The following is a 25,559-nucleotide window of genomic DNA, read 5'->3' on the forward strand; positions in this document are numbered from 1 at the left end:
AAAATTTAAATATGTCTACTTTAGAAATAAAATTGCCCCGAATGGGAGAAAGTATTTCAGAAGCCACCATTATTAATTGGTTGGTGAATGAAGGTGATGAGGTTACGCAAGACCAAGTTATTTTAGAAGTAGCTACAGATAAAGTAGATTCTGAAGTACCTGCACCAGCTTCTGGTAAAATCACCAAACTTATGGTACAAGCCAATGAAGTAGTGCAAGTTGGTCAAGTAATGGCAACTATGGAAGCTTCAGAAAATCAATCTGCTAGTGTTACAAAACCTGCGGAAGAAAAAGCTTCTTCAAAAGTTGATTCAAAAAAAGAAAAAGTAACTCTTCCGAAGGTAAAAACCTCTGCGGCACAAAAATCAACTTCAAAAAGTTATACCCTAAACGAAAATCAAAATACCTTTTTTTCACCTTTAGTAGTAAGTATAGCAAAAGAACATCATATTAGTTTTGAAGAATTAGCAAGAATACCTGCTACAGGAAATGAAGGCCGACTAAGAAAAAGTGATATTTTTAAATACATAGAAGAGGGTCGCCCTGCACAGTTTGCACAATCAATACCAGAACCTTCTGGCTTTCAAGTACCAGACTTAAAATTAGATAAAGGAAAAGGTAGAATTGTAGAGATGGATCGTATGCGCCAAATGATTGCAGATCACATGGTGTACTCCAAACATACTTCTCCGCACGTAACAGCATATGTAGAAGCAGATTTAACAGAAATGGTAAATTGGCGTAATGCTAACAAAAATGCTTTTCAAGAAAAATATGGGCAACGATTAACTTTTACCCCGCTTTTTGTAGAAGCAGTAGCCAAGGCGGTAAAAGATTTCCCAATGATTAATGTTTCTGTTGATGGTAAAAACATCATTGTAAAAGATCAAATTAATATTGGTATGGCAACCGCTTTACCTAGCGGAAATTTAATTGTACCAGTAGTAAAAAATGCAGATCAAAAAGATCTTCCAACCATTGCTGCAGAGGTAAATAGTTTGGCAGAAAAAGCAAGAAACAACAAGTTAAAGCACGATGAAACTAGCGGAAGCTCTTTTACCATATCTAACGTAGGTACGTTTGGTAGCATAATGGGTACGCCTATTATTAATCAGCCAGAAGTAGCTATTCTTGCTACAGGAATTATAAAAAAACGTGCAGAAGTGATGGAGTATGAAGACGGAGATAAAATTGAAATTAGACAAATGATGTACCTGTCATTATCTTTTGATCATAGAGTTGTAGATGGTTTTCTAGGCGGAAGCTTTCTTCGTCGCGTAGCAGATTATTTTGAAGATTTTGATATGAATAGGACTTATTGAGACAAGATATTTTGAAACAAGATAAATAAGGTTTTTGATGAGAAGACATAACTTTAAAAAATTGCAAATCTGGATTGAAGCTATGGATTTAATAGATGAAAATTATCTGTTAACTTCAAAATTGCCTGATTATGAAAAGTTTGGTTTGCAAACACAAATGAATCGCTCTTCAGTATCAATTGCATCAAATATTTCTGAAGGCTCTAGTAAACGAACAAATAAACATTTTATAAAATATTTAGATGACAGTTTAGGTTCAGCATTTGAGTGGGAAACTCAATTAAATGTTTGTTTTCGACAAAATTTTATTTCAGAAGATAATTTTCAAAATCTTGAAAAGAAAGTTCAAAAGTTACAAAGTAAAATTTCAAATTTCATCGATTCACTAGATGTGAATAACTAATTATTAATTTAGTGCAGTAAGCATCCTGTTTCAAAAAATCATGTTTCCTGCCTCCAATAAAGATTCAATGATAAACAAAGATATATTTAAAAAGGCTTTTTCTAACCTGTGTAAAGCAAAGGCGTTAACAGAATTGTATGAAGATAATTTTAAAACAGTTTCTAAATACGTGCACGCCACTTCTAGAGGTCACGAAGTAATACAAACTGCAGTAGGAATGCAATTGTTACCGCAAGATTATGCATTTCCGTATTATAGAGACGATTCTATTTTATTAGCAATTGGGATGGAGCCAAAAGATTTAATGTTGCAATTATTGGCTAAAAAAGACGATCCTTTTTCTGGCGGAAGAAGTTATTATTCTCACCCAAGTTTAAAAGACGAAGATAAACCAAAAATACCGCATCAAAGTTCTGCAACAGGTATGCAAGCTATTCCTGCAACGGGAGTAGCAATGGGTATGTGGTATAAAGAAAATGAAGATATTAGTCATAATTCAGCCTCCCCAGAAAAGCCAATAGTAGTTTGTTCTTTAGGAGATGCCTGTGTGACGGAAGGAGAAATTTCTGAAGCCTTTCAAATGGCAGCGTTAAAGCAACTTCCAATTTTATATTTGGTACAAGATAATGGTTGGGATATTTCTGCAAATGAAGCAGAAACAAGAGCGCAAAGTGCTTATGAGTATGCTCGTGGTTTTAATGGATTAGAAGCTATTACTATAGATGGTACAGATTTTATAGAAAGCTATACTACGCTTAATAAAGCTATTAAAACTATACGCGAAGAACGTAGACCAATTTTAGTACACGCTAAAGTACCTTTATTAAATCACCATACTTCTGGAGTAAGAATGGAATGGTACAGAGATGATTTAGAGGAAGCTAGATCTAGAGATCCGTATCCTAAAATGAAACAACAACTTGCAGAAAACGGATTTACAGAAGACGAAATCGAAGCAATTGAAGTTTTAGCAAGAGTAAAAGTAAAAGAAGATTTTATAGAAGCTCAAAAAGCAGAAAATCCCACACCAGCAGATTTATTTACACACGATTTTGCTCCAACACCTGTTACAGAAGAGGTAGGAGAACGTACTCCTGCAAATGCAGAAAAAGTAGTAATGGTAGATTGTGCATTACATGCTATTGAAGAAATTATGCGTAACGATAAAACCAGCTTGCTCTACGGGCAAGATGTAGGTGGTCGATTAGGAGGTGTTTTTAGAGAAGCAGCAACTCTAGCGCAAAAATTTGGAGATAACCGAGTATTTAATACACCTATTCAAGAAGCATTTATCGTAGGTTCTACCGTTGGTATGTCTGCGGTTGGCTTAAAACCAATTGTAGAGGTACAGTTTGCAGATTATATCTGGCCAGGACTTAATCAGTTATTTACAGAAGTAAGTAGAAGCTGTTATTTGAGTAATGGTAAATGGCCGGTTTCTATGGTGTTACGTGTGCCAATTGGGGCGTACGGTAGTGGTGGTCCTTACCATTCTTCCTCTGTAGAAAGTGTAGTAAGTAATATTCGCGGACTAAAAATTGCTTATCCAAGTAACGGAGCAGATTTAAAAGGGTTAATGAAAGCAGCTTATTTAGACCCAAATCCTGTAGTAATTTTTGAGCATAAAGGTTTATATTGGAGTAAAGTTCCTGGTACAAGCGGAGCAACCTCTGTAGAGCCAGCAGAAGACTATGTATTGCCTTTTGGTAAAGCTTGGGTGTTACAAGAAATCTGGAAGCAAGAAGAAAAAGAAACCATATCTATTGTTACTTATGGTATGGGTGTGCATTGGGCAATGAATGCTTCCGAAGAATTAGGTATGCAAGATCAGATTGAAATAATAGATCTTAGAACGCTTGCTCCGCTAGATGAAGCAACGGTAATGAAATCGGTTAAAAAAACAGGAAAATGTTTAGTAGTTACAGAAGAGCCATCTAACAATACCTTTGCAAGAGCACTTTCAGGAAAGATACAAGAAGAATGCTTTAAGTATTTAGACGCTCCAGTAATGACAATAGGTTCAGAAAATATGCCGGCAATTCCGTTAAACTCCACCTTAGAGCAAACGATGATTCCTTCAACAGAAAAAGTAAAAAAGAAGATAGAAGAACTCTTCAGTTATTAATAATATATATAATTCTCATAAAAGCTCTTAAAATTTTTAAGAGCTTTTTGTTTTTCGTTAATCTTCATTAAAATCGTTGTTAAGCTTCGTTAATCTGTTTAGTTACAATTGCATAAGTTTCTATCTTTAAAATAAAAAAGTTATGAAATTTACAGAAGAAGTATCAAAAAGTTTAAATGAATTACTAGAGAAAAACTATGACGCAGAAAAAGGATATAAAGATGCGGCAGAAAGAGTAGAAAACTCTACAATGAAAGATTTTCTCGAGCAACAAGCGCAAGATCGTTATGATTTTGGACATGAGTTGAAAGATGAAATTAGAAACTTTGGAGAAGAGCCAGATAAAGGAGGAAGTGTAAAAGGAGCACTTCACAGAAGTTGGATGGATTTAAAAGCCGCAGTATCTTCAGATAGTAACGAAAAAGTAATGGAAGAAGTGCAACGCGGTGAACAAGCAGCCATTAATGAATACGATGATATCTTAAAAAAAGATTTGCCACCAACAACTACAAGCATATTAAATAGGCAAAGAAATAAAATTGCCAAGGCTCAGCAAAGCGCCAAAAATTTTGAAATTATTTCTTAATAAAGAAGAACAGACTAATTTAATTATAGGCCGTCAAATACAAATTTGACGGCTTTTTTCATGAGTTATTTTGAGCATTAATGGCGGTATATTTTTTCTATTAAAAATATTATATCAGAATTTATTTACCTCGAAAAATGATTATATAATAAAATTTTTTACAAAAAAATATAGAATTATCACTTTTGTATGTTTCTAAATATTATATTTGATACTCTAACTAACGTTTGTTAGTAAATTTATGAAGGTATTTTACTATCAAATAAACTATAACTTATGAAAAAAAAATATTTATTAATTCTAACGATTTTTGCTTCATCGGTGTTTTCTAAAGCCTTTGCTCAGCAAAATTTTCCTAAACAAAAACAGTCAGATTCACTTACCCTTGCAGAAAAAGTAGAAGTTCCAGCAAATAAAAATGTGACTGTAGATTTTTATGGTTTTATAAGGCATGATGCTTTTTTTGATTCAAGACAAGTAATAGGCGCTGGAGAAAATATAGTGCCTCTTTACCCTGCAGATGAGGTAAAAGATGTAAATGGCGAAGATATTAATGCAGCTTCTCAATTTCATATGCTTTCTGTTTTATCTAGAGCAGGAATTAAATTAAAAGGTCCAGATGTTTTAAATGCTAAAACTTCTGGAATTTTAGAAGGCGAGTTTTTTGGTTCTAGCGAGGCTGGGATTAATCAATTTAGAGTAAGGCACGCATACGTTACATTAGATTGGGAGAACACACAACTAGGTATTGGTCAGTTTTGGCACCCAATGGTAGTTTTAGAATGTTTACCAAATGTGGTAAATTATAGTACAGGCTCACCCATATTTGCCTTAAATAGGAATCCGCAAGTTAGACTTACGCAGAAGCTAAATTCTAAATTTAAAGTAATGGCAGCAGCTATTTCTCAGCGAGATTTTACACCAGATAATACTGCTTATCGTAATGCAAGTATGCCTTCTATGCATTTGCAATTTCAGTATAAATCTGAAAAGTTTGTAGCAGGTATAGCTCAGCAGTATGAAAATTTACGTCCTCAACTTTCTACTACTTCAGGAGAAATTCTATTGGCTTCTAATGAGCGAGTACATAGCTTTACCACGATGGCTTATGCGTCATTAAAAACAAAACCATTAAAAATTAGTTCTGCCGTAATGTTGGCTCAAAATGCAGCGTCATTAGTAATGTTGGGTGGTTATGTAGGCTATTCTAGACCTGGTGAGGTAGATGTTTTTGAAACGATGAATACTCGAAGTGCATGGATAGATTTTCAGCAATTAACTACTAAAAAAATAGCTTTAGGTCTATATCTAGGAGGCGTAAAAAATGCTGGAGTAAGCAATCCGGTAGAAGGAGCAATAGCAACTACTTACGGAGTAACTTCTGCTTGGGGTGCAGTTTCTGCTACAGAAGGAGACAGAACCATAAATCATTTGTATAGAGTAGTGCCTAGAATAGATTTTAACCTGAATAAATCTTTCAAATTTAGATTTGAAGTAGAACGAACTGCCGCAGAATGGGCAGATGCGCAAATAGATGCTACTGGTGTTGGTAATGAGATTACCGCTACCAATTATCGCGTGCATCTAGCTACATTTTTTACTTTCTAAAAAAACGAAAACGATTTAGTTATTAACCTTTAAAAAACCAATTTTTATGAATACAAATACTACAGAAATACAGCCCCAAAAGAAGAACGATATTTTAACCGTAATTATAGCTTCTTCTGCAGGAACTTTAATTGAATGGTACGATATGTTTTTGGCTATCATTATGGCAAGTACCTTATCTGTCAACTTTTTTCAGGCAGATGGTTCTCACTTTTTAGAAACTTTAGCGGTGGTTGCTTCTTCTTTTATGATTAGACCAATTGGTTCTCTTTTGTTTGGAAGTATAGGAGATAGAGTAGGTAGAAAATATTCATTTTTACTTTCTTTAATAATTATGGGAGCTTCAACCTTTTTAATAGGGTGTATTCCAAACTTTGCCACCATTGGTTGGGCAGCGCCTATACTATTATTAGTGTTTAGGTTATTACAAGGTCTTGCAATTAGTGGCGAGTATGCTGGTGCTGTAATTTATGTAGCAGAACACGCACCAAAAGAAAAACGTGGTTTTTATACTGGTTTTATTCAAGCAACGGTACCTATTGGTTTACTAATTTGTTTGTTGGTAGTGTATATTGTAAGAAGCTCTATGAGTGCAGAAGATTTTGTTAGTTACGGTTGGAGAATTCCCTTTTTACTAAGTTCAGTTTTAGTAATATTGAGTTATTTTGCTAGAAAAAAATTACATGAAAGTCCTGTTTTTGAAGAGTTAAAAAGCAAAGGAAAAACCAGCAAATCTCCAATTAAAGATGCCTTTAAAGCAAAAGGTAATATTGCTTTAATTTTTAAAGCAATTTTTGGAGGTAACGCAGCACAAAGTACAGTAATGCAAACCAGTTTGTTTGTCACTCTATTTTTCTTACAAAGAACAGTTCTGTTACCAGAAACTACTGTTTTATTAATTACTACTATTGTAACTTTTTGTAGCGCTTATTTTTATCAATATTTTGGAGCCATAAGTGACAGGTTAGGGAGAAAGCCAGTTCTTTTAGGTGGGTTAATAGCCAGCTTAATACTTATTCCATTATCATTTTACTTATTTATTCAAATAGGAAATCCAGATGGTTTAAATGAAATTCATGAAATTAGTACTACTGCAACCATGCAGCTAATAGGGGTTAGTTTTATGTTATCTGTAGCAGGAGCAGCAACTTACGGACCTTTAGGTGCATTTATGTTAGAGTTATTTCCTACTAAAATTCGTTATACCAGTATGGGCTTTGCTCAAAATACAGGTAATGGTTTAGTTGGTGGTGCAACTACTTTTGTAACCGAGCTTATAAAATCATCTTTTGTGGTAAGCGCAGTAATGGCACCATATATAGGTTTAATTTATCCTGTGGGTATTGTAGTAATTGCAATTATTGTAAATGCTTTCTTTGTACCAGAAACTTATAAAAGAGATCTTACAGAAGATATAGAATAGAAATAAAGCAAAAGTAAACATCATATAAAATCTGCTAATTATTATTTATTAGCAGATTTTTTTATTTCTAGATAATTACTGTATTTTAAAAGAAATAATTAACCTTCCTATTTCTTTTAATTATGACAAAAATAAAAAGTAGTGCATACCAAGCTAAGGGTTCTATAGATTTAGCTCAATTTAAAACCGAAGCAGATTTTCAATTATCTGATAAAAAGTTAGAGAAAAAACTAGAAAAAAAGAGAGTGCAACTGGCAGATTTTCAAAACACCATGTACGCTCATGGTAAATATGCGGTTCTTATTTGCATACAGGGTATGGATACTGCAGGAAAAGATAGCTTAATAAGAGAGGTTTTTAAAGATTTAAACGCAAGAGGAGTAGTGGTGCACAGTTTTAAAACACCATCAAAAAAAGAATTAAGCCATAATTACCTTTGGAGGCATTACATAGCTCTACCAGAACGAGGAAAATTTGGAGTGTTCAATCGTACGCATTACGAAAATGTACTGGTAACAAAAGTGCATCCAGAATATATTCTTTCAGAAAATTTACCGCATATAAATAGCGTAAGTGATATTACAGAAGAATTTTGGGAGCAGCGTTATAACGAAATAAATAATTTTGAAAAAGATATTTCGGATAACGGAACCAAAATTTTTAAATTTTTTCTTCACATATCTAAAAAAGAACAAGGGAAAAGACTATTAAGACGACTAGAAAAACCTAGTAAAAACTGGAAATTTTCTGCAGGAGACTTAAAAGAACGTGCTTTATGGGAAAATTACCAAGAATGTTACGCAGAAGCCATTAGTAAAACCTCTACAGAAAAAGCACCGTGGTACATTGTACCCTCAGATAACAAAAAGGAAAGCCGCTTAATTTTAACAGAAATTCTTTTAGAAGAATTAACCAAACTTAAAGATGTGCAAGAACCAGAGTTAGATGAAAAAACAAAAGCTAATATAGAGCAGTACAAAGAACAGCTAATTAAAGAAATTAGTTAAAATCAAAAAAAAATCCTCTTCAACAGAAGAGGATTTTTTTTTAATTATTTCTTATAGCTTCCCGGCGGATATCGAGCAATAATCTCTTTTACAATTTCATTAATGCGTTCAATTTTATCATTCATATCCATTGTTAGCGCACCAGTACCCATACCTTGCCAAACCAATTCCATAGATTTAGCATCAATTAAATCTATATATAAAGTACCTTCTGTGGTTCTAGAAACCGTATTATACCCATTACCCCAATACCAAGGATTCCATCCCCAACCATAACCGTAACCAAAATTATTCTGGTAAACATTTACATTCTCTTTCGTCTTCGTAAAAATACTAACCAACAAATCTGGATTTGCCATTTTAGAAAAACCTTTAGCAGTTAATTCTGCCTCAATAGCTCTTAAAATTCGCTTTTTATCTAGGTCAGACACATCTGCTTTATCAATACCAGGTTTATAAAAAGCAAAACTTTTGTACTGATTAAAATCTACTTCTCGGTCATAATCTGTAGCCACTTTTACAGAGCTACACGAACTAAGCACTAATAAAAATGCTAATGGTGCAAAAAAGTTTTTTAACTTCATCATATAAAATTGTATTAGGGCGTTCGGGCGGGCTCTCGCGAGTCGCTTTTTTATTTTGTTATAATTTCTCGACTCCGCTCGAAATGACAAAATAAAAAGAGCTCCAACAAATCGCTCCATCCCTAACGCGGGTTAACTCAGCAAATTTGGGTCTACTTTATTAGGCAGAGTAACTTTCAAATTAGGCTCTTTTTCCATCGCTCTTTTAATAGCAAAAATAGCTTCATCATTTCTTGCCCAAGATCTTCTAGAAATTCCGTTGTTTACATCCCAAAAAAGCATTGACTCTAAGCGCCTTGCTGCTTCTTTACTACCATCAAGAAGCATACCAAAACCACCATTAATAACTTCTCCCCAGCCAACACCGCCGCCATTGTGAATACTTACCCAAGTTGCGCCTCTAAAACTATCACCAATAACATTTTGTATAGCCATATCTGCAGTAAAACGACTACCATCATAAATATTAGAAGTTTCACGGTAAGGAGAATCTGTACCCGATACATCATGATGATCTCTACCTAATACTACCGGGCCAATCTTACCAGCTTCAATAGCTTCGTTAAAAGCCTTGGCAATTTCTATTCTTCCTTCAGCATCTGCATATAAAATTCGTGCTTGAGAACCAACCACGAGTTTGTTTTCTTGCGCACCTTTAATCCAAGTAATATTATCTTGCATTTGCTGCTGTATTTCTTCCGGTGCTTCTTTTTTCAATTCTTCAAGAACCGAAGTTGCAATTTCATCGGTTTTCAGTAAATCTTCAGCTTTCCCAGAAGCGCACACCCATCTAAACGGTCCAAAACCATAATCAAAACACATTGGCCCCATAATGTCTTGTACGTAACTTGGGTACTTAAAGTTTTTGCCGTCTTCACTCATAATATCTGCTCCGGCGCGAGAGGCTTCTAGCAAGAAAGCATTTCCGTAGTCAAAAAAGTAAGTTCCTTTAGCAGTATGTTTATTAATTGCATCTGCTTGTCGTTTTAGACTACGCTGCACTTCTTTTTTAAACTGCTCGGGATTGTTAGCCATCATCTCGTTAGCTTCTTCATAAGAAAGACCAACTGGATAATAACCCCCTGCCCAAGGGTTGTGTAATGAGGTTTGATCGCTTCCTAAGTCGATATGCAGATTTTCTTCATCAAACTTTTCCCAAACGTCGACAATATTTCCAGCATAAGCGATAGAAATAGTTTCTTTATCTTCCTGTGCTTTTCTAACACGAGTAACTAATTGATTTACATCTTTAATTACTTCTTTTACCCAACCTTGAGAATGGCGAGTTTTTGTTGCTTTTAAATTTACTTCTGCACAAACTGTTACACAACCTGCTATGTCGCCAGCTTTTGGTTGCGCTCCACTCATACCGCCTAAACCAGAGGTAACAAAAAGACCGCCTTTAGGTTCTTTTTTAATTTTTCTAAATCCGTTAAGTACAGTAATGGTAGTCCCGTGAACAATACCTTGCGGACCGATATACATATAGCTACCCGCAGTCATTTGTCCGTATTGAGTAACGCCAAGAGCATTAAACTTTTCCCAATCGTCAGGTTGAGAGTAATTTGGGATCATCATACCGTTAGTTACTACAACTCGTGGAGCATCTTTATGAGACGGAAATAAACCCATTGGGTGGCCGCTATACATGGCAAGCGTCTGCTCATCGGTCATCTCTGCTAAATACTTCAAAGTTAATAAATACTGCGCCCAGTTTTGGAAAACTGCTCCGTTACCGCCGTAAGTAATTAATTCATGCGGATGTTGGGCCACTGCATAATCCAGATTATTCTGAATCATTAACATAATGGCTTTGGCTTGTTGAGATTTACCAGGATATTCTTCTATTGGTCGCGCATACATTTTATAATCTGGACGAAAACGGTACATGTAAATTCTTCCGTAGTTATTTAATTCTTCTTTAAATTCAGGAAGTAATGTAGCGTGGTGTTGAGGTTCAAAATAACGTAATGCATTTTGCAGCGCTAATTTTTTATCGTCTTCAGATAAAATTTCCTTTCTTTTGGGAGCGTGATTTATAGTGGTATCGTATTCTTTTTTGGGAGGTAACTCGTTAGGTATTCCTTGTAGTATCGTCTGTTTAAAGTCTAACATTTTGTTTTTTGTTTTAGTTTGTAATTAAATTTTAGATTAAAATTTAATAGACTAAGGGTATCTTATGTCAACCCGATGCCGACTAGTAACTATGGCGATTTTAAAAAATAATACTAAATGCTTCATTGGTCATTTTTAAAACTATCGGTTTTTTTATCGTAACCATAAGGGCAGTGTCGGCATCCACTTTTGCAGCAATAACCTCTTTTTAAATGGTATTGCTCAGTAAAGCAACGATAGCCTTCTGGAGTTAGATAATAATCACCTTCTTCTATAGGAATGCGTTTTTTCATATAATTCTCAAAAATAAGGATTATATATTGGAAATTTTAAAATAAAATAGCCTTTCAATTTGTATAAATCCTAATTTTGCCTTTCAACTGTAACAACATGCTAAGTAGTAGAATTGAAAAAATTGAGAATCCAATTAAAGATTCTAGTGTAGAGATTTTTATTAAGAGAGAAGATTTGCTACATCCGTTTGTGTCTGGTAATAAATTTAGAAAACTAAAGTATAATTTAGAAGCAGCAGAGCAATTAAAAGCTAAAACTATAGTGACGTTTGGAGGAGCATTTTCTAACCATATTGCAGCTACCGCAGCTGCTTGTCATGAAAAAGGGCTGCAAAGTGTAGGGATTATAAGAGGAGAAGAGCTAGGTGAAGATCTAGTAAAAACTTTAAAAGGAAACGATACTTTAAGGTTTGCTCAACAAATGGGAATGCGTTTTAAGTTTATTTCTAGAGAAGCATATAGAAAAAAAGATGACAGCCTATTTTTAGAACAATTACAAAATGAATATATAAATAGTTATATTATACCAGAAGGAGGGACAAATCACTTAGCAGTTATAGGTTGTGAAGAAATACTCACCAAGAAAGATGAGCAATTTGATGTGATTTGTTGCGCAGTAGGCACAGCAGGTACTATATCTGGTATAATCAATGCTTCTGCAGATCATCAAGAAGTTTGGGGTTTTCCTGCTTTAAAAGGTGATTTTTTAAAGAAAGAAATAAGTAAATTTGCAAAAAAAAAGAACTACCAACTTATAATAGATTATCATTTTGGTGGTTATGCTAAGGTTAATGATGAGCTTGTAGAGTTTTTAAATGAATTTTATAAGCAAAATCAAATTCCGTTAGACCCTATATACACAGGTAAAATGGCATTTGGTATCTTTGATTTAATTAGACGAAAAAAAATTACTAACAAAAAAATATTATTGATTCATACAGGAGGATTACAAGGTATAAAAGGAATGAATCAAAAATTGATAAAGAAAAAAAAGTCTATACTAACTTATGAAGGCTAAATTAATTGTAATAACTGTAATTATTGGGCTAATTTTTTCTGCCTGTGGTTCAAAGAAAAAGGTAAATACTTATAATAAAAGAGCAGGAGAGGTAACTGTAGAAAAACCTGTAAAACCAAAAGATACAAAGCAACCAAAAACAGAAAAAGTTGTTGAAGATAACAAAGCTAATGAGACTAGTGTAAAAACAGAAAAATCTGCAACACCAGTTTTTAAAGATAATGTAGAGAGGTATATCTATAATTTTTCAGATATCGCTAAAGAAGAAATGAAGCTTTACGGTATTCCTGCAAGTATTACATTAGCACAAGGGGTTTTAGAAAGTAGTGCGGGGCAAGGAGAACTTACCTTAAAATCTAACAATCACTTTGGTATAAAATGTAATGGTTGGGAAGGTGAAACGGTGTATCACGATGACGATGCGTTAGATGAGTGTTTCAGAAAATATAACAATCCAAAATACTCATTTAGAGACCATTCTTTGTTTTTAAAAGATAGAAGGCGTTATGCTTCTCTTTTTGAATTAGATAAAGATGATTACAAATCTTGGGCATCGGGTTTAAAATCTGCAGGTTATGCAACAGATCCTAAATACCCAGCTAAATTAATTAGTATTATAGAAAGATATGAACTGCATAAATATGATAATGAAGTTTTAGGAGATGGAGATAGAAAAGGAAATAAAAGAGAAGAGTTAAAAGTAGATTTTACAAGTATTAGATATACGGTAAAAAAAGGAGACACATTATATAGTATTGCAGAAGAATATAACCTAACAATAGATGAGTTAAAACAACTTAATAATTTAAGTAGTGATACCTTGTCTATAGGTCAAAAACTATACGTAAAGTCTTTATAATAAAATATAAAAAGAGAATTATTTATGATTTATGAAAGAAGTAGTCAACTTTTTAAGGAGGCAAAAAAATATATTCCTGGGGGAGTAAACTCTCCTGTTAGAGCATTTAATGCAGTAGGTGGAGATCCTATTTTTATTAAAGAAGCGAAAGGAGCGTATTTGTATGATGAAGATGGAAATAAGTTGATAGATTACATAAACTCTTGGGGACCTATGATTTTAGGGCACGCTCACGAGCCTGTAATTAATGCGGTTATAGAGAAAACTAAAAAAGGGACTTCTTTTGGCACACCAACAGAAATAGAGACAGAAATTGCAAAACTAGCAATCTCTATGGTGCCAAACATAGATAAAATAAGAATGGTAAACAGTGGTACAGAAGCTTGTATGAGTGCTGTGCGTTTAGCTAGAGGTTTTACCGGAAAAGATAAAATAATAAAATTTGCAGGTTGTTATCACGGACATAGTGACTCATTTTTAATACAAGCAGGTAGTGGTGCTGTAACTTTTGGTACCCCTAATAGCCCTGGAGTTACTAAAGGTACTGCGCAAGATACTTTACTAGCTCAATACAATAATTTACTTTCTGTAGAAGAGCTAATAGCTTCTAATAAAAATGAAATAGCTTGTATTATTTTAGAGCCTGTTGCAGGTAATATGGGATGTATTCCTCCACAAGAAGGCTTTTTAGAAGGTTTACGTAAACTTTGTGATGAAAATGAAATTCTCTTAATTTTTGATGAGGTAATGACTGGTTTTCGTCTGGCTGCTGGTGGCGCACAAGAATTATTAGGCGTAAATGCAGATATTGTGACCTTTGGCAAAGTTATAGGCGGCGGTTTACCTGTAGGGGCTTTTGCTGCACGTAATGAAATTATGGATTATTTAGCACCAAACGGACCTGTTTATCAAGCGGGAACTTTAAGTGGTAATCCTTTAGCAATGGCAGCCGGTTTGGCAATGCTTACAGAGTTGAATGAAAAACGTGAAATTTTTAATAGCATTAATACTAAAACAACGTATTTACGTGATGGAATTAGTAATGTGTTGAATAGAAATAAAATAGATTATACCATTAATCAAATAGGATCTATGATTTCGGTGCATTTTGCTAAAGAACCTGTAATAGATTTTGAGTCTGCTGCTCTAGGGAATAATGATAGATTTAAAAAGTTTTTCCACGGGATGTTAGATAATGGAGTGTACATTGCTCCTAGTTCCTTTGAAACTTGGTTTATTTCTGAAGCACTTTCAACTGCAGATCTAGATGCTACTATTCAAGCGGTAGATAAAGTGACTTATAAAAATTTTTAGCGATTAGTTTGTTTTTTATTTAGTTATGAGTATAGATTCTACATTAGAGTTTTGCGTATTAAACTCCTCAGATATTTCTAAAATTGTACCCTTAGGGCATCAATTAAATCCGAAATTATCTAAAATAGAAATAGAAGATTATTTAAAGCAAATGTTTCAATTTTCTACCTACCACTGCTTTGGCTTAAAAAAACAAGGAAAATTGGTAGGGCTTTCTAGCGGATGGATTACTATTAGGTTTTATTCTGGTAAACAATTAGAGGTAGATAATGTAATTATAGATCAAGATATTCAATCTAAAGGCTACGGAAAGTATTTTTTTGAAAAAATAGAAGAATGGGCAATAAAGAATGAATGTAATTCTGTAGAGTTAAATACATATCTAGAGAATAAGCGTTCTCATAAATTTTATTACACTAATAATTATTCTGTTTTAGGTTTTCATTTTTGTAAAAACTTAAAAAAATAGATTTTATTAATCTTAACGTTATTAAAATAATTTACTTACTAAAAACCCATCTGTATTAATTTAAAATAAGATGGGTTTTTAGTGTTTATAGGAAGTATTTTAATTATAAACTATTATTAATTTCTAACAATTCTTCCAGATAAGTTCTTTTGTTAGAAAGTCTAGGTATTTTATGTTGACCGCCTAATTTATCGTGTTTTTTAGACCATTGGTAAAACAAACCAGACTTTGCTTGATTCACTTTTAGTAGGTTTAAAGTAGTATTGTTATGTCTTTTAGCTTCGTAATCACTGTTTAAAGTTTGTAATATTTGATCTAAAGACTTTTCAAAGTGGTTTAGGTTTTCTGGCGGAGTTTTAAACTCTATAATCCACTCGTGAGCCCCTTTGGTATTACCATCCATAAAAATTGGTCCAGCAGTATAATCTACTATTTCACAATCGGTGAGTTTAGATACTTTTTTCAAAGCTTCTTCTGCATTTTCAATAATTAATTCTTCTCCAAAAACATTAATATGATGTTTGGTACGCCCTGTTACTTTAATTCTGAATGGACTTAGAGAGGTAAATCTAATAGTATCGCCAATTTTGTAACGCCATAAACCTGCGTTAGTAGTAATTACTACAGCATAGTTTTTACCCATTTCTACTTCACTTAGCGGAATTATTTTTTCTTCGTGACTACCATAAGAATCCATAGGAATAAACTCATAGAAAATTCCGTAATCAAGCATTAGTAACAACTCATTACTATAGTTTTGGTCTTGCACCGCAAAAAATCCTTCTGAAGCATTATAAATTTCATAGTATTTAAATTTACTATGCGGAATTATTTTTTTGTATTGCTCTTTATAAGGCTCAAAACTTACCCCTCCGTGAAAATACACTTCTAAGTCTGGCCAAACTTCTGTTAAGCTTTTCTTTTGGGTAGTTTCCATCACATTATTAAGTAAAACTAACATCCAAGAAGGTACACCTGCAATACTGGTAACATTTTCTTTAATTGTAAAATCTACTACCGCTTGCATTTTCTTTTCAAAATCACTCATTAAAGAAATTTCGTTATTTGGCGTACTACTGTAAGTAGCCCAAAAAGGCATGTTGTCTATTAAGATGGCAGATAAATCTCCAAAAACAGTTCCGTTTTCTCGGTAAAGTTCTTTACTGCCTCCTAAGCGCAAACTTTTACCAGTAAATAATTGTGAGTTTTCGTTATTATTTAAGTATAAACAAAGTAAATCTTTACTAGCGGCATAATGGCAATCTTCTAAAGACTCTGGACTTACAGGTATAAATTTGCTTTTAGCATTAGTAGTACCGCTAGATTTAGCAAACCATTTTATGGGAGTTGGCCAAAAAATATTTTCTTCTCCTAAACGAGCTCTTTCAATTAAAGGTTCTACATCTTCATAACTTTGTATAGGTACTTGCTCTGCAAAATCTTTGTAATTTTTAATAGAGCTAAAGCCGTATTTTTTTCCTATTTCTGTATATTTTGCTTTTTCAATTAGATGATGTAGAAGTTCTGTTTGTACTTCTTGCGGGTACTTAATAAAAAGTTCCATTTGATGAATACGCTTCTTAAGAAACCAAGTAGCAATAGAATTTACGATAGGAATTGGCATTTAATCGAGTATATTTAAACCTAATTGTCTAACTATAAAAATAAGATTATTTTAGGCTCTTCAAAGGCTTTCAATTAAAAATTATACAATTATGCTATTTAAAGGTGTGCTAAAAAAAATGAAGACAGAATTATCTTCTCAAGTTCAGTATTTTATGGATTTTGAAGATGATTTTATTCATATGAATCAATTATTAGATAAAGAGATAAGCATCACTTTTATTGGGTACCAATGTTTAAATTGTGGTAAAGACAAGAAGATTTATAGACAAGGTTTTTGTTACGATTGTTTTTATGAAACTCCATTAGCTGGAGATTGGATTATGAAACCTGAATTAAGTAAGGCTCATTTAGATGAAGAAGATCGAGATTTAGAATATGAAAAAAGAGTGCAGCTACAACCACACATTGTTTATTTAGCAAACTCTAGCAATGTAAAAGTAGGAGTTACAAGAAAAACCCAAGTGCCAACGCGTTGGATAGATCAAGGTGCGCACGAGGCTATAGAAATTGTAGAAGTACCAAATCGTTATTTAGCTGGTATTGCAGAGGTTGCTTTAAAGCCTTACATATCTGACAAAACTAATTGGCGTACCATGTTGAAAAATGAAATTGAAGATATAAATCTTGAAGAGAAGCGTGATGAGTTAAAACAGTATTTACCAGAAGAAGTACAGCAATATTTTTTAGCCTCTAATAAAGAAACAGAAATAAACTTTCCTGTTTTAGCATACCCTACTAAGCTTAAAAGCCTTAATTTAGATAAAACTCCAGACTTTAAAGCGGTTTTAAAAGGTATAAAAGGCCAGTATTTAATTTTTGAAGACAATACAGTTTTTAACGTACGTAGTAATGAAGGTTATAAAGTAAACTTAGAAATACTAGCTAATTAATTTCAAATTATACTTTAGATAAATAAAAAAGTACACTTTTATATCAATTAAAAAGTGTATTTTTTTTATTTCATAGAAAATTAAAAATTCAAAAAAATATTTAGCTTGATATAAGCACTAAAAACCGGAACATAACCAAGTTTATTTTTGGATGTTCCGGTTTTTATTTATGAATTCCTAAAATCTATTTTAGGGTATGTTCTTCTATCTCTATATACACTTAACGTGTTTATAAAGACTTATCATTTATACAGAAATCTTAAAATGATAAAAGATATTTGTGGCTTATATATCTTCTTTCTCTCTTAAAGACTGGATATAAGTAGCTTTTTGAATTTGCTTTCTTCTTGCAACAGAAGGCTTAGTAAAGTGCTTGTTGTCTCTTAGCTTCTGTAATGTTTTAGTGTCTCTATATTTTCTCTTTAATCTTTTTAGAGCACGTTCTATTTTTTCTCCGTCTTTTACTTTTATAATAAGCATTAATACGTATTTAAAGGATTATTTTTTCTAGAACCTTTCTAGAAAAAACTGAAATATTTTTAAGTCTAAATAAAATGATTCTGAGTTAATCTCAGGTACATTTATAAATTCAGTTTGCAAATTTATAAAATAACTTGTAGAAAATAACAGAATTTAAAAGTTTTTCTTGAAATTTAACCTAGATAGTTCTTCAAGACCTTGTTTTTCGAGCTACTTCTAAGTTTTCTAATTCCTTTTTCACGAATTTGTCTAACTCTTTCTCTTGTTAATCCAAAAGTGCTTCCAATTTCTTCTAAGCTCATTGGGCGCTCTCCATTAAGACCGTAAAAAAGTTTTAAAACATCTGCTTCTCTAGTGTTTAAAGTGTCTAAAGCTCTATTAATTTCTGTGTTTAAAGACTCTAATATTAAATTGTCATCTGGGTTTGGTGATTCTCCAGATTTTACTACATCATATAGGTTAGAGCTATTTTCTCCTTCTTTTAATGGCGCATCCATAGATAGGTGCTTACCAGAATTTTTTAGAGATTGCTTTACTTCTGTTACCGTCATATCTAACTCTGCAGAAAGTTCTTCTGGAGTAGGAGGTCTTTGGTAAGTTTGTTCTAAAGTAGCAAAAGCTTTATTAATTTTACTAATGCTACCAATTTTGTTTAGAGGTAAACGTACAATTCTAGACTGTTCTGCTAATGCTTGTAAGATAGATTGTCTAATCCACCAAACGGCATAAGAAATAAATTTAAAACCACGAGTTTCATCAAAACGTTTAGCTGCTTTTACTAAACCAACATTACCTTCATTAATTAAATCTGGTAATTTTAAACCTTGGTTTTGGTATTGCTTAGCCACAGAAACTACAAAACGTAAATTTGCTTTGGTAAGTTTTTCTAGTGCTATTTGGTCTCCTTGTCTTATTCGTTGTGCAAGTTCTACTTCTTCATCTGCTGTAATTAACTCTTCTTTACTAATATCTTGTAGATACTTGTCTAAAGAGACAGATTCTCTATTGGTAACTTGTTTGGTTATTTTTAGCTGTCTCATTTACTTTTTTTTCTTCATTATTAATTCTTTCTATTTCTTGCCAAATAACCCATTTAGAACATCGCTTGCAGCATCTTTAATTTGTTCTTCTTTTGTTTTTGGCTCTTCTGTATTAGTAGAGTCTTGTGCAGTGCTACTGTCACTGCCGCCACTCAGTAAATCTTTTATTTTATCTTTTACCTCTTCTTTTGCTTTATCTTTTTGAGTTTCTATAATCTGTTTACTCAAATCTGAAATAGCATTTTTCATATTCAATTGAATATTTGGGCTTGCAAATGTACCGCTTAATCCGATAGGAAGCTCAACTTTTGTGCTTTCTAAATTAGTTTGAGTTAAATTTGCTAGTCCGCTACTCAATTCAGATCCTAAATATTTAGCAGGTATGTCTAAGTCTAAGCTGTAGTTCATGTTGTTGTCAAATCCGTGTGAACCCCCTGCAGTTATTGCAATATCTTTAATATTAAAGCTAAATGGAGAGACTTCTATTTGTCCGTTATTAAACTTTAAATTAGTAGCTAAGTCTTTTATATTTAGATTGTTCAAATCTATGAAATTTAATTGACCATCTAGCTTAGAAAGTAAAGGGGTTTCTGTTGTGGTTACTTTTGCGTTTAAAATTTCTGCAAATGCGGTTCCGCCAAGAGAGTTCATAATTGGAGTTAAATCGTCATTTAATTGCCCTTTTAATGTTAAGTTGGTAGTTAATAACCCTTGTAAGGCTTTGGCTAATGGAGCTAAATTTTGAAGTAACTCTAAGTCTTTAAAAGATTCTACTATATCTATTCTGTTTAAATTTAGTTTCATATCAAAAACAGGAGTTTCTGCTTTTGTAGATACGCTTCCATTTATCCCTATATTACCTCCAAATATATCTGAGGTTATGTTTTCTAGAGTAGCAGTTTCATCTTTTATGATTAACGCTCCTTTAGCATTGGTTAGTGTAAGGTTGTCGTATAAAATTTTATTAGCAGTGAAATCTAAACGCGCATCTAAAAATGAAGGTATTTTTATGGCTTCTTCTCCAGTAGTAGTGGTTACTGTTTTTTCTGAAGAAGTATTTTCTTCTGCAGTTACTTCTACGGTTTCTGCCACCATAAAATCACTTACGGCAAATGTGTTAGATTTTACGTTAAATCTTCCTTTTAGTACTTGGTCTGAAAAGAAATAACCCATAAAATTATCTAAAGTACCTGTAAGATTAGCATCTGTTTGCCCAGACTGAACTTGCATCTCTTCTAGGGTTACTTTAGTTGTATTAAAGTTTAAGCTAGCTTTAGAGATGTTAACCTCGTTAGGAATTTCTGGTGAATTGTATTTAAAATTAGAAATACTTGCGCTACCGCTACTTTTTACATTTTGATATTGTTCTTTTTCTATAGAATTCATATCAAAATTGGTAGTAAAATTAGCATTCAATATTCCGTTAAGATCCATATCTAATTCTAACGGATAGGCTTGCTCTAAATTAGCAAGGTTTAATCTACCATTTGCGGTAAGATTAACTAGCATGTTTTCTGTGACGTTTTTAAAACTTCCGTTAGCTGCAAACGTGTCTTGATCTATTTTAAAATTTAATTTATTCAAATTTAAATAAGTGTCTGCTAATAATCCTGTTTCATTTTTTAGAGACGCGTCAATACTTATATTTTCTACTTTTTTAGGTAAATCTGGATATTTAAAAGAAGCATTGTTACTTAAAACAGATATATCTAAAGTAGGTATATGTTCTTCATCTACAATACCTTTTACAAGACCTTTAATTTCAAAATCTCCGCTGGTTTCAACGCCGTCAAGATTTTTAGCGTAGGTTTCTGGTACTATGGCTAAAAAGTTTTTAAAATCTGAAGAAGGTGTATTAAATGTAATATCTACTTCTTGATTGGTTTCATTAATTTTTACATAACCATCAAAAATTAATGGTAGTTGGTTTACTAATAACTTATTATCTAAAAAAGTATATTTTTGGTTAGCTAAATCCATTTCAAAATCAGCATCTAGCTTTAAACTGTTATTGTTTAAGTAGTTTACGCCATCTAATTCAAAAGAAATTATTGCTTCTGTATTTGTTTCTAGCGTAGTTTTATCTGCTGTAAAGTCTCCATTTCCGTAATGAGTGAAGTCTGTTATTCTTAAAAATGTTTTAGTGCTTTCATCTAAGTAGTTAATCTTAGAATCATTGATTTCGTAATGTTGAATGTCAAGAGATAAAGCACTTTCTGTTTCTTCTTCTGTAGTATTGGTTTCTTCTGTAGTAGCAGTTTCTTTAGCAATATCATAATTTGCATTTCCTAAAGAGTCTACTTTTACATTAATATATGCTTTTTGTACACTTAACTCATTAATGCTGTAAGAGTCGCCTTTAAAAAGTTGAGGGATCCCTAGACTTAAACCTAATTCTTCTGTAGTAGCAAGAGTGTCTCCTTCAAAAGGAGCTTTGTTAATTACGCTAAGATTTTTAAGTTTTAGTTCGGCATCTGGAAAACTACTAATTAAACTAAGGTCTAGGTCTTCCCATTCTACTGTTGCGTTAATATTTTGGTTAATAGATTTTTTTACTGCTCTTTCAATTGGACCTTTAAATAAAAAAGGAGCTGCAATAATAATTATTACTAATACTAAAAGGGTGATACCTAATATTTTGAAAAACTTTTTCATACTAATCTAAAATTAATTCTTCTGCTTGCTGGAGGTTAAATTTTTTTCTCATTAAATGCACACCTAAATATAGTAAAGGTGTGTCTATTACAGCTATCATAATTTTAAATAAAAAACCACTTAGTAGCAAACTACCAAAAATTTCCCATTTTAAAATATTAAAGCTGCACAATAAAAACAATACACTAAAAGTATCTACAAACTGTGATAAAAATGTAGAAAAATTATTACGTAACCATAGGTGTTTGCCTTTTGTTAACTTTTTCCAGAAATGATAAATCTGAATGTCAATATATTGCGCCAATAAGTATGCCATCATTGAAGCAAAAACTGCAATGGCAGTATTTCCGAAAACTTTTATGAATAATGCGTCATTAATGGGAGAGTTTTCTATAGCAGGCACGTAGCTAGAAATGTAGATAATTATTAGTGAAAATAAAGAAGCGAAGATACCTGTGGTGACAATTTGGTTAGCTTTCTTTTTACCATAAATTTCACTAATTAAATCTGTGATTAAAAAGGTAATAGGGTATGGTAATATTCCTACAGAAATTTCAAATCTATATAAATCAAAAAAATCCCAATAGAAAAACTTTTGAAATATTAGATTAGAGACTACCAATGAGGTGATAAATAAAGAAGCCAATATTAAGTAAATCTTATAGGCTAATAATTTTTGATTAGATTTCAATATAGAAAATTTGTTAATACTCTTTTACACAAAAATAAGTCTATCTGCTTTTCTTTTACTTAATTTGTTCAAAAATTCTGAAACTTTATTTGTTAATTTTTTGAAAAAATCTACTCTAGCATATTTAGCCCTAGGGAGTAATCAGGGCGATAAACTACAAAACCTGCAAAATGCGGTTAACCATATTTTTAAAAAAGTAGGAGGTATTGTGCAAATTTCACCAATTTATAAAACTCCAGCTTGGGGTTTTGAGGGTGAAGATTTTTACAATGCTTGTTTAGTGATAGAAACTAGATTTTCTCCTGAAGCAGTACTTTCTAAGCTATTGTTGATAGAAGAATTATTAGGTAGAGCAAAAAAAACAAAATTTGGTTATGAAAATAGGTTAATAGATATTGATCTTCTTTTTTATGGCGACGAGATTTTAACTTCACAACAATTAATTTTACCACACCCGCGTATTGCAGAGCGTAAATTTGTATTGTACCCTTTAAGAGATATTGCAGCAGAATTTTTACACCCTGTATTAAAAAAAACAATTCAAGTTTTAGCTGAAGAAACTACAGATGCTTCTAAAATAACAGCGGTAAGTGATTTACTAGAAACTCCAAAATTCAATTTTAAAAATTTTAAGTATTTAGCAATAGAGGGGAATATTGGTGCTGGTAAAACAAGTTTGGCTACTATGATTTCTGAAGATTTTAAAGCTAAATTAATAACAGAGCGTTTTAAAGACAATCCCTTTCTTCCTAAATTTTATAAAGATCAAACAAGATACGCTTTCCCTTTAGAGATGTCTTTTTTGGCAGATCGTTATCAGCAATTATTAGACGATATCTCTCAATACGATTTGTTTAGCGATTTTATGGTGGCAGATTATGATGTTTATAAATCGCTAATTTTTGCAAAAGTTACTTTGCAAGAAGAAGAATATAATCTTTATAAAAAGCTATTTAGTATTATGTATAAAGATTTGGCTAAGCCAGATTTATATGTGTACCTCTACCAAAATACCGAGCGATTATTAGAAAATATTAAAAAGCGAGGCAGAAATTACGAACAAGAAATTCCTGCAGATTACTTAGAAAATATTAATAGAGGGTATTTAGAGTTTATTAAAAATCAGCATCACTTAAATGTGAAAGTTATTGATATTTCTGAACTTGATTTTGTAAACTATAGAGAAGATTATTTACAAGTACTAGAAGCAATTAATAACAGCTAGAGTAAGTATTATTTCTTCATTTTAGCAAAAATATCCCAAACCACAACTCCTGTACTTACAGAAATGTTTAAAGAATGCTTGCTACCATATTGCGGAATTTCTATTACTTGATTGCTAGTAGAAACTACTTCTTGCTGTACACCTTTTACTTCATTACCAAGAACAATAGCATATGTAGTGCTTTTCTGCGGAACAAAATTATTTAACATCACCGAGTTTTCTGCCTGCTCAATAGCTAAAATTTCTACTTTTTCTTGTTGTAGTTTTTTTACCACAGTAAGCGTGTTTTCTGCATACTCCCAATTAACAGTGTCTGTAGCTCCTAAAGCGGTTTTATGGATGTCTTTGTGTGGAGGGGTAGCGGTAATACCGCAAAGAAATATTTTTTCAATTAAAAAAGCATCTGCAGTTCTAAAAACAGAACCAATATTGTTTAGACTTCTAATATTATCTAAAATTATTATTAGTGGAGTTTTCTCTGCCGTTTTAAATTCTTCTACAGATTTACGGTCTAGTTCGCTGTTTTTTAATTTTCTATTTTCCATAGTTGCAAAAGTATCAAAAAAGAAAATGCAGCCCAATGAAAGCTGCATTTAAAGATTTTTATAGTCGAATTAAAAATGAAATTGTCATCTAGATTAGGTCTATAAAAAAACTTCGTTTCTTGTCTTTTAGACCTTTTTTGTGATTATAATTCTCTGTCTACTTTAGTGCGGTCTAGCATCCAACCTGGATATTCTCTTTCTAATTTACTTACTTTATCTAATTTAACTAAGTCTTCTTTAGAAAACTCAATAATAGATGCATTTAAGTTTTCTTGTAGTTGGTGCGGTTTTTTAGCACCTACAATTACTGTAGAAACAGCTTTTTGTTTTAATAACCAAGCAATAGATAATTGTGCTATAGAAACTCCATTTTCTTTAGCCATTGGTCTTAATACATCTAAAATATTAAATGCTCTGTCTTGGTTAACCGGAGGAAAATCAAAATTATCTCTTCTGCCTCCAGATTTTTTCTTGTTATCTCTGTCGTATTTACCAGTTAATAAGCCTCCTGCTAAAGGGCTCCAAACCATTAAACCAACTTGTTGGTCTTGTAATAATGGTATAATTTCTCTTTCTAAATCTCTTCCTGCAAGAGTGTAATATGCTTGTAGAGAATTAAAACGCTCTAAATTATTGTAATAGCTATAATCTAAAGATTTCATTAGTTGCCAGGCAGCAACATTACTTGCACCAATATACCTTACTTTTCCACTTCTTACTAAATCATCTAAAGTTCTTAGAGTTTCATCAATAGGTGTAAGCGGATCGTTAGAGTGAATTTGATATAAATCTATGTAATCTGTACCTAATCTTTTTAGGCTAGCCTCTACTTGATCCATAATGTGTTTGCGGCTAAGTCCCTTTTGGTTGGGTTTATCTCCCATAGAGCCTCTTACTTTAGTAGCTAGTACCAACTCGTCTCTAGAAATACCTAAGTGTTTGATAGCTTTTCCTGTCATTTCTTCAGAAATCCCTTCAGAGTAAATATTAGCAGTATCAATAAAGTTTACACCAGCATCAATAGCTTGTGTTACTAACTCATCGGCGCCTTTTTGGTCTACACCGCCAACCGCTGCAAATTTTCCTTTGGTACCAAATGTCATTGTTCCTAGGCAGATCTCAGAAACCCAAAGACCTGTTTTACCTAATAGATTGTATTTCATAAAAAAAAGGTTTGCGCAAAAATAATTATTTTGAAGTAATAGTTTTAAGATGTTAAGAAGTTTCCATAAGTTTTTGCAGTTGTGTTTATCAAAATAAGCAGAATTATTATTTTTACCT

The 25,559-nt window shown here is 32.4% G+C and carries 23 protein-coding genes; 13 read left to right on the forward strand and 10 right to left on the reverse strand.

The features are described 5' to 3' along the window. Positions 1–11: 11 nt before the first annotated feature. The 7 genes from BUC03_RS11390 to BUC03_RS11420 all read left to right on the forward strand — a co-directional run bounded on the left by BUC03_RS11390 (position 12) and on the right by BUC03_RS11420 (position 8,474). Positions 12–1,322 carry a dihydrolipoamide acetyltransferase family protein gene (locus BUC03_RS11390; protein WP_073152019.1) on the forward strand — a complete coding sequence of 437 codons (1,311 nt, stop codon included), beginning with the start codon at positions 12–14 and terminating at the stop codon, positions 1,320–1,322. 37 nt (positions 1,323–1,359) lie between these two features. Next, a complete protein-coding gene (locus BUC03_RS11395) occupies positions 1,360–1,725 on the forward strand; it encodes a four helix bundle protein (protein ID WP_073152022.1) in 366 nt (121 codons plus the stop codon). A 67-nt stretch (positions 1,726–1,792) separates the two neighbouring features. After that, entirely contained in the window at positions 1,793–3,850 is a 2,058-nt protein-coding gene (locus BUC03_RS11400) for an alpha-ketoacid dehydrogenase subunit alpha/beta (RefSeq protein WP_073152311.1), read from the forward strand. A 142-nt stretch (positions 3,851–3,992) separates the two neighbouring features. Next, positions 3,993–4,436 carry a ferritin-like domain-containing protein gene (locus tag BUC03_RS11405; RefSeq protein ID WP_073152025.1) on the forward strand — a complete coding sequence of 148 codons (444 nt, stop codon included), beginning with the start codon at positions 3,993–3,995 and terminating at the stop codon, positions 4,434–4,436. A 276-nt stretch (positions 4,437–4,712) separates the two neighbouring features. Then, positions 4,713–6,044, forward strand: a complete 1,332-nt coding sequence (locus BUC03_RS11410; protein ID WP_073152028.1) for a DcaP family trimeric outer membrane transporter — start codon at positions 4,713–4,715, stop codon at positions 6,042–6,044. Between the two features lie 46 nt (positions 6,045–6,090). Further along, complete coding sequence (locus BUC03_RS11415; RefSeq protein ID WP_073152030.1) at positions 6,091–7,467, forward strand: MFS transporter; 1,377 nt, start codon at positions 6,091–6,093, stop codon at positions 7,465–7,467. Between the two features lie 122 nt (positions 7,468–7,589). Then, positions 7,590–8,474: a PPK2 family polyphosphate kinase gene (locus BUC03_RS11420; protein ID WP_073152033.1), complete on the forward strand. Its 885-nt coding sequence runs from the start codon at positions 7,590–7,592 to the stop codon at positions 8,472–8,474. Positions 8,475–8,518: 44 nt separating this feature from the next. Here BUC03_RS11420 and BUC03_RS11425 read toward each other — a convergent pair whose 3' ends face one another. From BUC03_RS11425 to BUC03_RS15205, 3 genes are all read right to left on the reverse strand, one after another. After that, entirely contained in the window at positions 8,519–9,058 is a 540-nt protein-coding gene (locus BUC03_RS11425) for a DUF4136 domain-containing protein (RefSeq protein ID WP_073152036.1), read from the reverse strand. Positions 9,059–9,190: 132 nt separating this feature from the next. Continuing rightward, positions 9,191–11,173, reverse strand: coding sequence for a urocanate hydratase (locus BUC03_RS11430; protein ID WP_073152039.1), 1,983 nt, complete (start codon positions 11,171–11,173; stop codon positions 9,191–9,193). A 122-nt stretch (positions 11,174–11,295) separates the two neighbouring features. Further along, positions 11,296–11,466 carry a C1orf53 family protein gene (locus BUC03_RS15205; protein WP_159432717.1) on the reverse strand — a complete coding sequence of 57 codons (171 nt, stop codon included), beginning with the start codon at positions 11,464–11,466 and terminating at the stop codon, positions 11,296–11,298. Between the two features lie 97 nt (positions 11,467–11,563). On the opposite strand from BUC03_RS15205, the gene BUC03_RS11435 reads away from it, so the two are divergent. From BUC03_RS11435 to BUC03_RS11450, 4 genes are read left to right on the forward strand one after another with little or no spacing between them, the layout of a single operon-like run. Beyond that, entirely contained in the window at positions 11,564–12,484 is a 921-nt protein-coding gene (locus BUC03_RS11435; protein WP_073152042.1) for a 1-aminocyclopropane-1-carboxylate deaminase/D-cysteine desulfhydrase, read from the forward strand. Further along, positions 12,474–13,343: a glucosaminidase domain-containing protein gene (locus BUC03_RS11440; protein ID WP_073152045.1), complete on the forward strand. Its 870-nt coding sequence runs from the start codon at positions 12,474–12,476 to the stop codon at positions 13,341–13,343. The genes BUC03_RS11435 and BUC03_RS11440 overlap by 11 nt, the downstream gene beginning before the upstream one ends. Before the next feature lie 24 nt (positions 13,344–13,367). Next, on the forward strand, positions 13,368–14,657 hold the full coding sequence (gene hemL, locus BUC03_RS11445) for a glutamate-1-semialdehyde 2,1-aminomutase (protein WP_073152048.1): 1,290 nt from the start codon (positions 13,368–13,370) through the stop codon (positions 14,655–14,657). 25 nt (positions 14,658–14,682) lie between these two features. Continuing rightward, positions 14,683–15,126, forward strand: a complete 444-nt coding sequence (locus BUC03_RS11450) for a GNAT family N-acetyltransferase (RefSeq protein ID WP_073152051.1) — start codon at positions 14,683–14,685, stop codon at positions 15,124–15,126. Positions 15,127–15,229: 103 nt separating this feature from the next. Here BUC03_RS11450 and BUC03_RS11455 read toward each other — a convergent pair whose 3' ends face one another. After that, positions 15,230–16,750 carry a GH3 auxin-responsive promoter family protein gene (locus BUC03_RS11455; RefSeq protein WP_073152054.1) on the reverse strand — a complete coding sequence of 507 codons (1,521 nt, stop codon included), beginning with the start codon at positions 16,748–16,750 and terminating at the stop codon, positions 15,230–15,232. A gap of 91 nt (positions 16,751–16,841) precedes the next feature. Between BUC03_RS11455 and BUC03_RS11460 the strand changes: the two genes are divergently transcribed. After that, a complete protein-coding gene (locus BUC03_RS11460) occupies positions 16,842–17,642 on the forward strand; it encodes a DUF2797 domain-containing protein (protein ID WP_073152057.1) in 801 nt (266 codons plus the stop codon). 285 nt (positions 17,643–17,927) lie between these two features. On the opposite strand, the gene rpsU is transcribed toward BUC03_RS11460, so the two are convergent. From rpsU to BUC03_RS11480, 4 genes are all read right to left on the reverse strand, one after another. After that, a complete protein-coding gene (gene rpsU, locus BUC03_RS11465) occupies positions 17,928–18,122 on the reverse strand; it encodes a 30S ribosomal protein S21 (RefSeq protein WP_073152060.1) in 195 nt (64 codons plus the stop codon). A 173-nt stretch (positions 18,123–18,295) separates the two neighbouring features. Next, entirely contained in the window at positions 18,296–19,162 is an 867-nt protein-coding gene (locus BUC03_RS11470) for a sigma-70 family RNA polymerase sigma factor (RefSeq protein WP_073152062.1), read from the reverse strand. Positions 19,163–19,192: 30 nt separating this feature from the next. Further along, on the reverse strand, positions 19,193–21,817 hold the full coding sequence (locus BUC03_RS11475; protein ID WP_073152065.1) for an AsmA family protein: 2,625 nt from the start codon (positions 21,815–21,817) through the stop codon (positions 19,193–19,195). A 1-nt stretch (position 21,818) separates the two neighbouring features. Then, complete coding sequence (locus BUC03_RS11480) at positions 21,819–22,508, reverse strand: queuosine precursor transporter (protein ID WP_073152067.1); 690 nt, start codon at positions 22,506–22,508, stop codon at positions 21,819–21,821. A gap of 100 nt (positions 22,509–22,608) precedes the next feature. Between BUC03_RS11480 and folK the strand changes: the two genes are divergently transcribed. After that, positions 22,609–23,733 carry a 2-amino-4-hydroxy-6-hydroxymethyldihydropteridine diphosphokinase gene (gene folK, locus BUC03_RS11485; protein ID WP_073152314.1) on the forward strand — a complete coding sequence of 375 codons (1,125 nt, stop codon included), beginning with the start codon at positions 22,609–22,611 and terminating at the stop codon, positions 23,731–23,733. A gap of 8 nt (positions 23,734–23,741) precedes the next feature. Here the strand turns inward: folK and BUC03_RS11490 are convergent, their stop codons facing one another. Then, positions 23,742–24,278, reverse strand: coding sequence for a TrmH family RNA methyltransferase (locus BUC03_RS11490; RefSeq protein ID WP_073152070.1), 537 nt, complete (start codon positions 24,276–24,278; stop codon positions 23,742–23,744). A gap of 143 nt (positions 24,279–24,421) precedes the next feature. Continuing rightward, positions 24,422–25,441 carry an aldo/keto reductase gene (locus BUC03_RS11495; RefSeq protein WP_073152073.1) on the reverse strand — a complete coding sequence of 340 codons (1,020 nt, stop codon included), beginning with the start codon at positions 25,439–25,441 and terminating at the stop codon, positions 24,422–24,424. Positions 25,442–25,559: the final 118 nt, after the last annotated feature.

This window comes from Mesonia phycicola (assembly GCF_900141885.1).
Lineage (GTDB): Bacteria > Bacteroidota > Bacteroidia > Flavobacteriales > Flavobacteriaceae > Mesonia > Mesonia phycicola.

Coding starts and splice junctions, on each gene's coding strand:
- BUC03_RS11430 (WP_073152039.1), bottom strand. CDS start 11,173: ATGTTAGACTTTAAACAGACGATACTACAAGGAATACCTAACGAGTTA.
- hemL (WP_073152048.1), top strand. CDS start 13,368: ATGATTTATGAAAGAAGTAGTCAACTTTTTAAGGAGGCAAAAAAATAT.
- BUC03_RS11475 (WP_073152065.1), bottom strand. CDS start 21,817: ATGAAAAAGTTTTTCAAAATATTAGGTATCACCCTTTTAGTATTAGTA.
- BUC03_RS11455 (WP_073152054.1), bottom strand. CDS start 16,750: ATGCCAATTCCTATCGTAAATTCTATTGCTACTTGGTTTCTTAAGAAG.
- BUC03_RS11425 (WP_073152036.1), bottom strand. CDS start 9,058: ATGAAGTTAAAAAACTTTTTTGCACCATTAGCATTTTTATTAGTGCTT.
- BUC03_RS11490 (WP_073152070.1), bottom strand. CDS start 24,278: ATGGAAAATAGAAAATTAAAAAACAGCGAACTAGACCGTAAATCTGTA.
- BUC03_RS11420 (WP_073152033.1), top strand. CDS start 7,590: ATGACAAAAATAAAAAGTAGTGCATACCAAGCTAAGGGTTCTATAGAT.
- rpsU (WP_073152060.1), bottom strand. CDS start 18,122: ATGCTTATTATAAAAGTAAAAGACGGAGAAAAAATAGAACGTGCTCTA.
- BUC03_RS11390 (WP_073152019.1), top strand. CDS start 12: ATGTCTACTTTAGAAATAAAATTGCCCCGAATGGGAGAAAGTATTTCA.
- BUC03_RS15205 (WP_159432717.1), bottom strand. CDS start 11,466: ATGAAAAAACGCATTCCTATAGAAGAAGGTGATTATTATCTAACTCCA.
- BUC03_RS11495 (WP_073152073.1), bottom strand. CDS start 25,441: ATGAAATACAATCTATTAGGTAAAACAGGTCTTTGGGTTTCTGAGATC.
- BUC03_RS11400 (WP_073152311.1), top strand. CDS start 1,793: ATGATAAACAAAGATATATTTAAAAAGGCTTTTTCTAACCTGTGTAAA.
- BUC03_RS11450 (WP_073152051.1), top strand. CDS start 14,683: ATGAGTATAGATTCTACATTAGAGTTTTGCGTATTAAACTCCTCAGAT.
- BUC03_RS11435 (WP_073152042.1), top strand. CDS start 11,564: ATGCTAAGTAGTAGAATTGAAAAAATTGAGAATCCAATTAAAGATTCT.
- BUC03_RS11415 (WP_073152030.1), top strand. CDS start 6,091: ATGAATACAAATACTACAGAAATACAGCCCCAAAAGAAGAACGATATT.
- BUC03_RS11460 (WP_073152057.1), top strand. CDS start 16,842: ATGCTATTTAAAGGTGTGCTAAAAAAAATGAAGACAGAATTATCTTCT.
- BUC03_RS11395 (WP_073152022.1), top strand. CDS start 1,360: ATGAGAAGACATAACTTTAAAAAATTGCAAATCTGGATTGAAGCTATG.
- BUC03_RS11405 (WP_073152025.1), top strand. CDS start 3,993: ATGAAATTTACAGAAGAAGTATCAAAAAGTTTAAATGAATTACTAGAG.
- BUC03_RS11410 (WP_073152028.1), top strand. CDS start 4,713: ATGAAAAAAAAATATTTATTAATTCTAACGATTTTTGCTTCATCGGTG.
- BUC03_RS11470 (WP_073152062.1), bottom strand. CDS start 19,162: ATGAGACAGCTAAAAATAACCAAACAAGTTACCAATAGAGAATCTGTC.
- BUC03_RS11440 (WP_073152045.1), top strand. CDS start 12,474: ATGAAGGCTAAATTAATTGTAATAACTGTAATTATTGGGCTAATTTTT.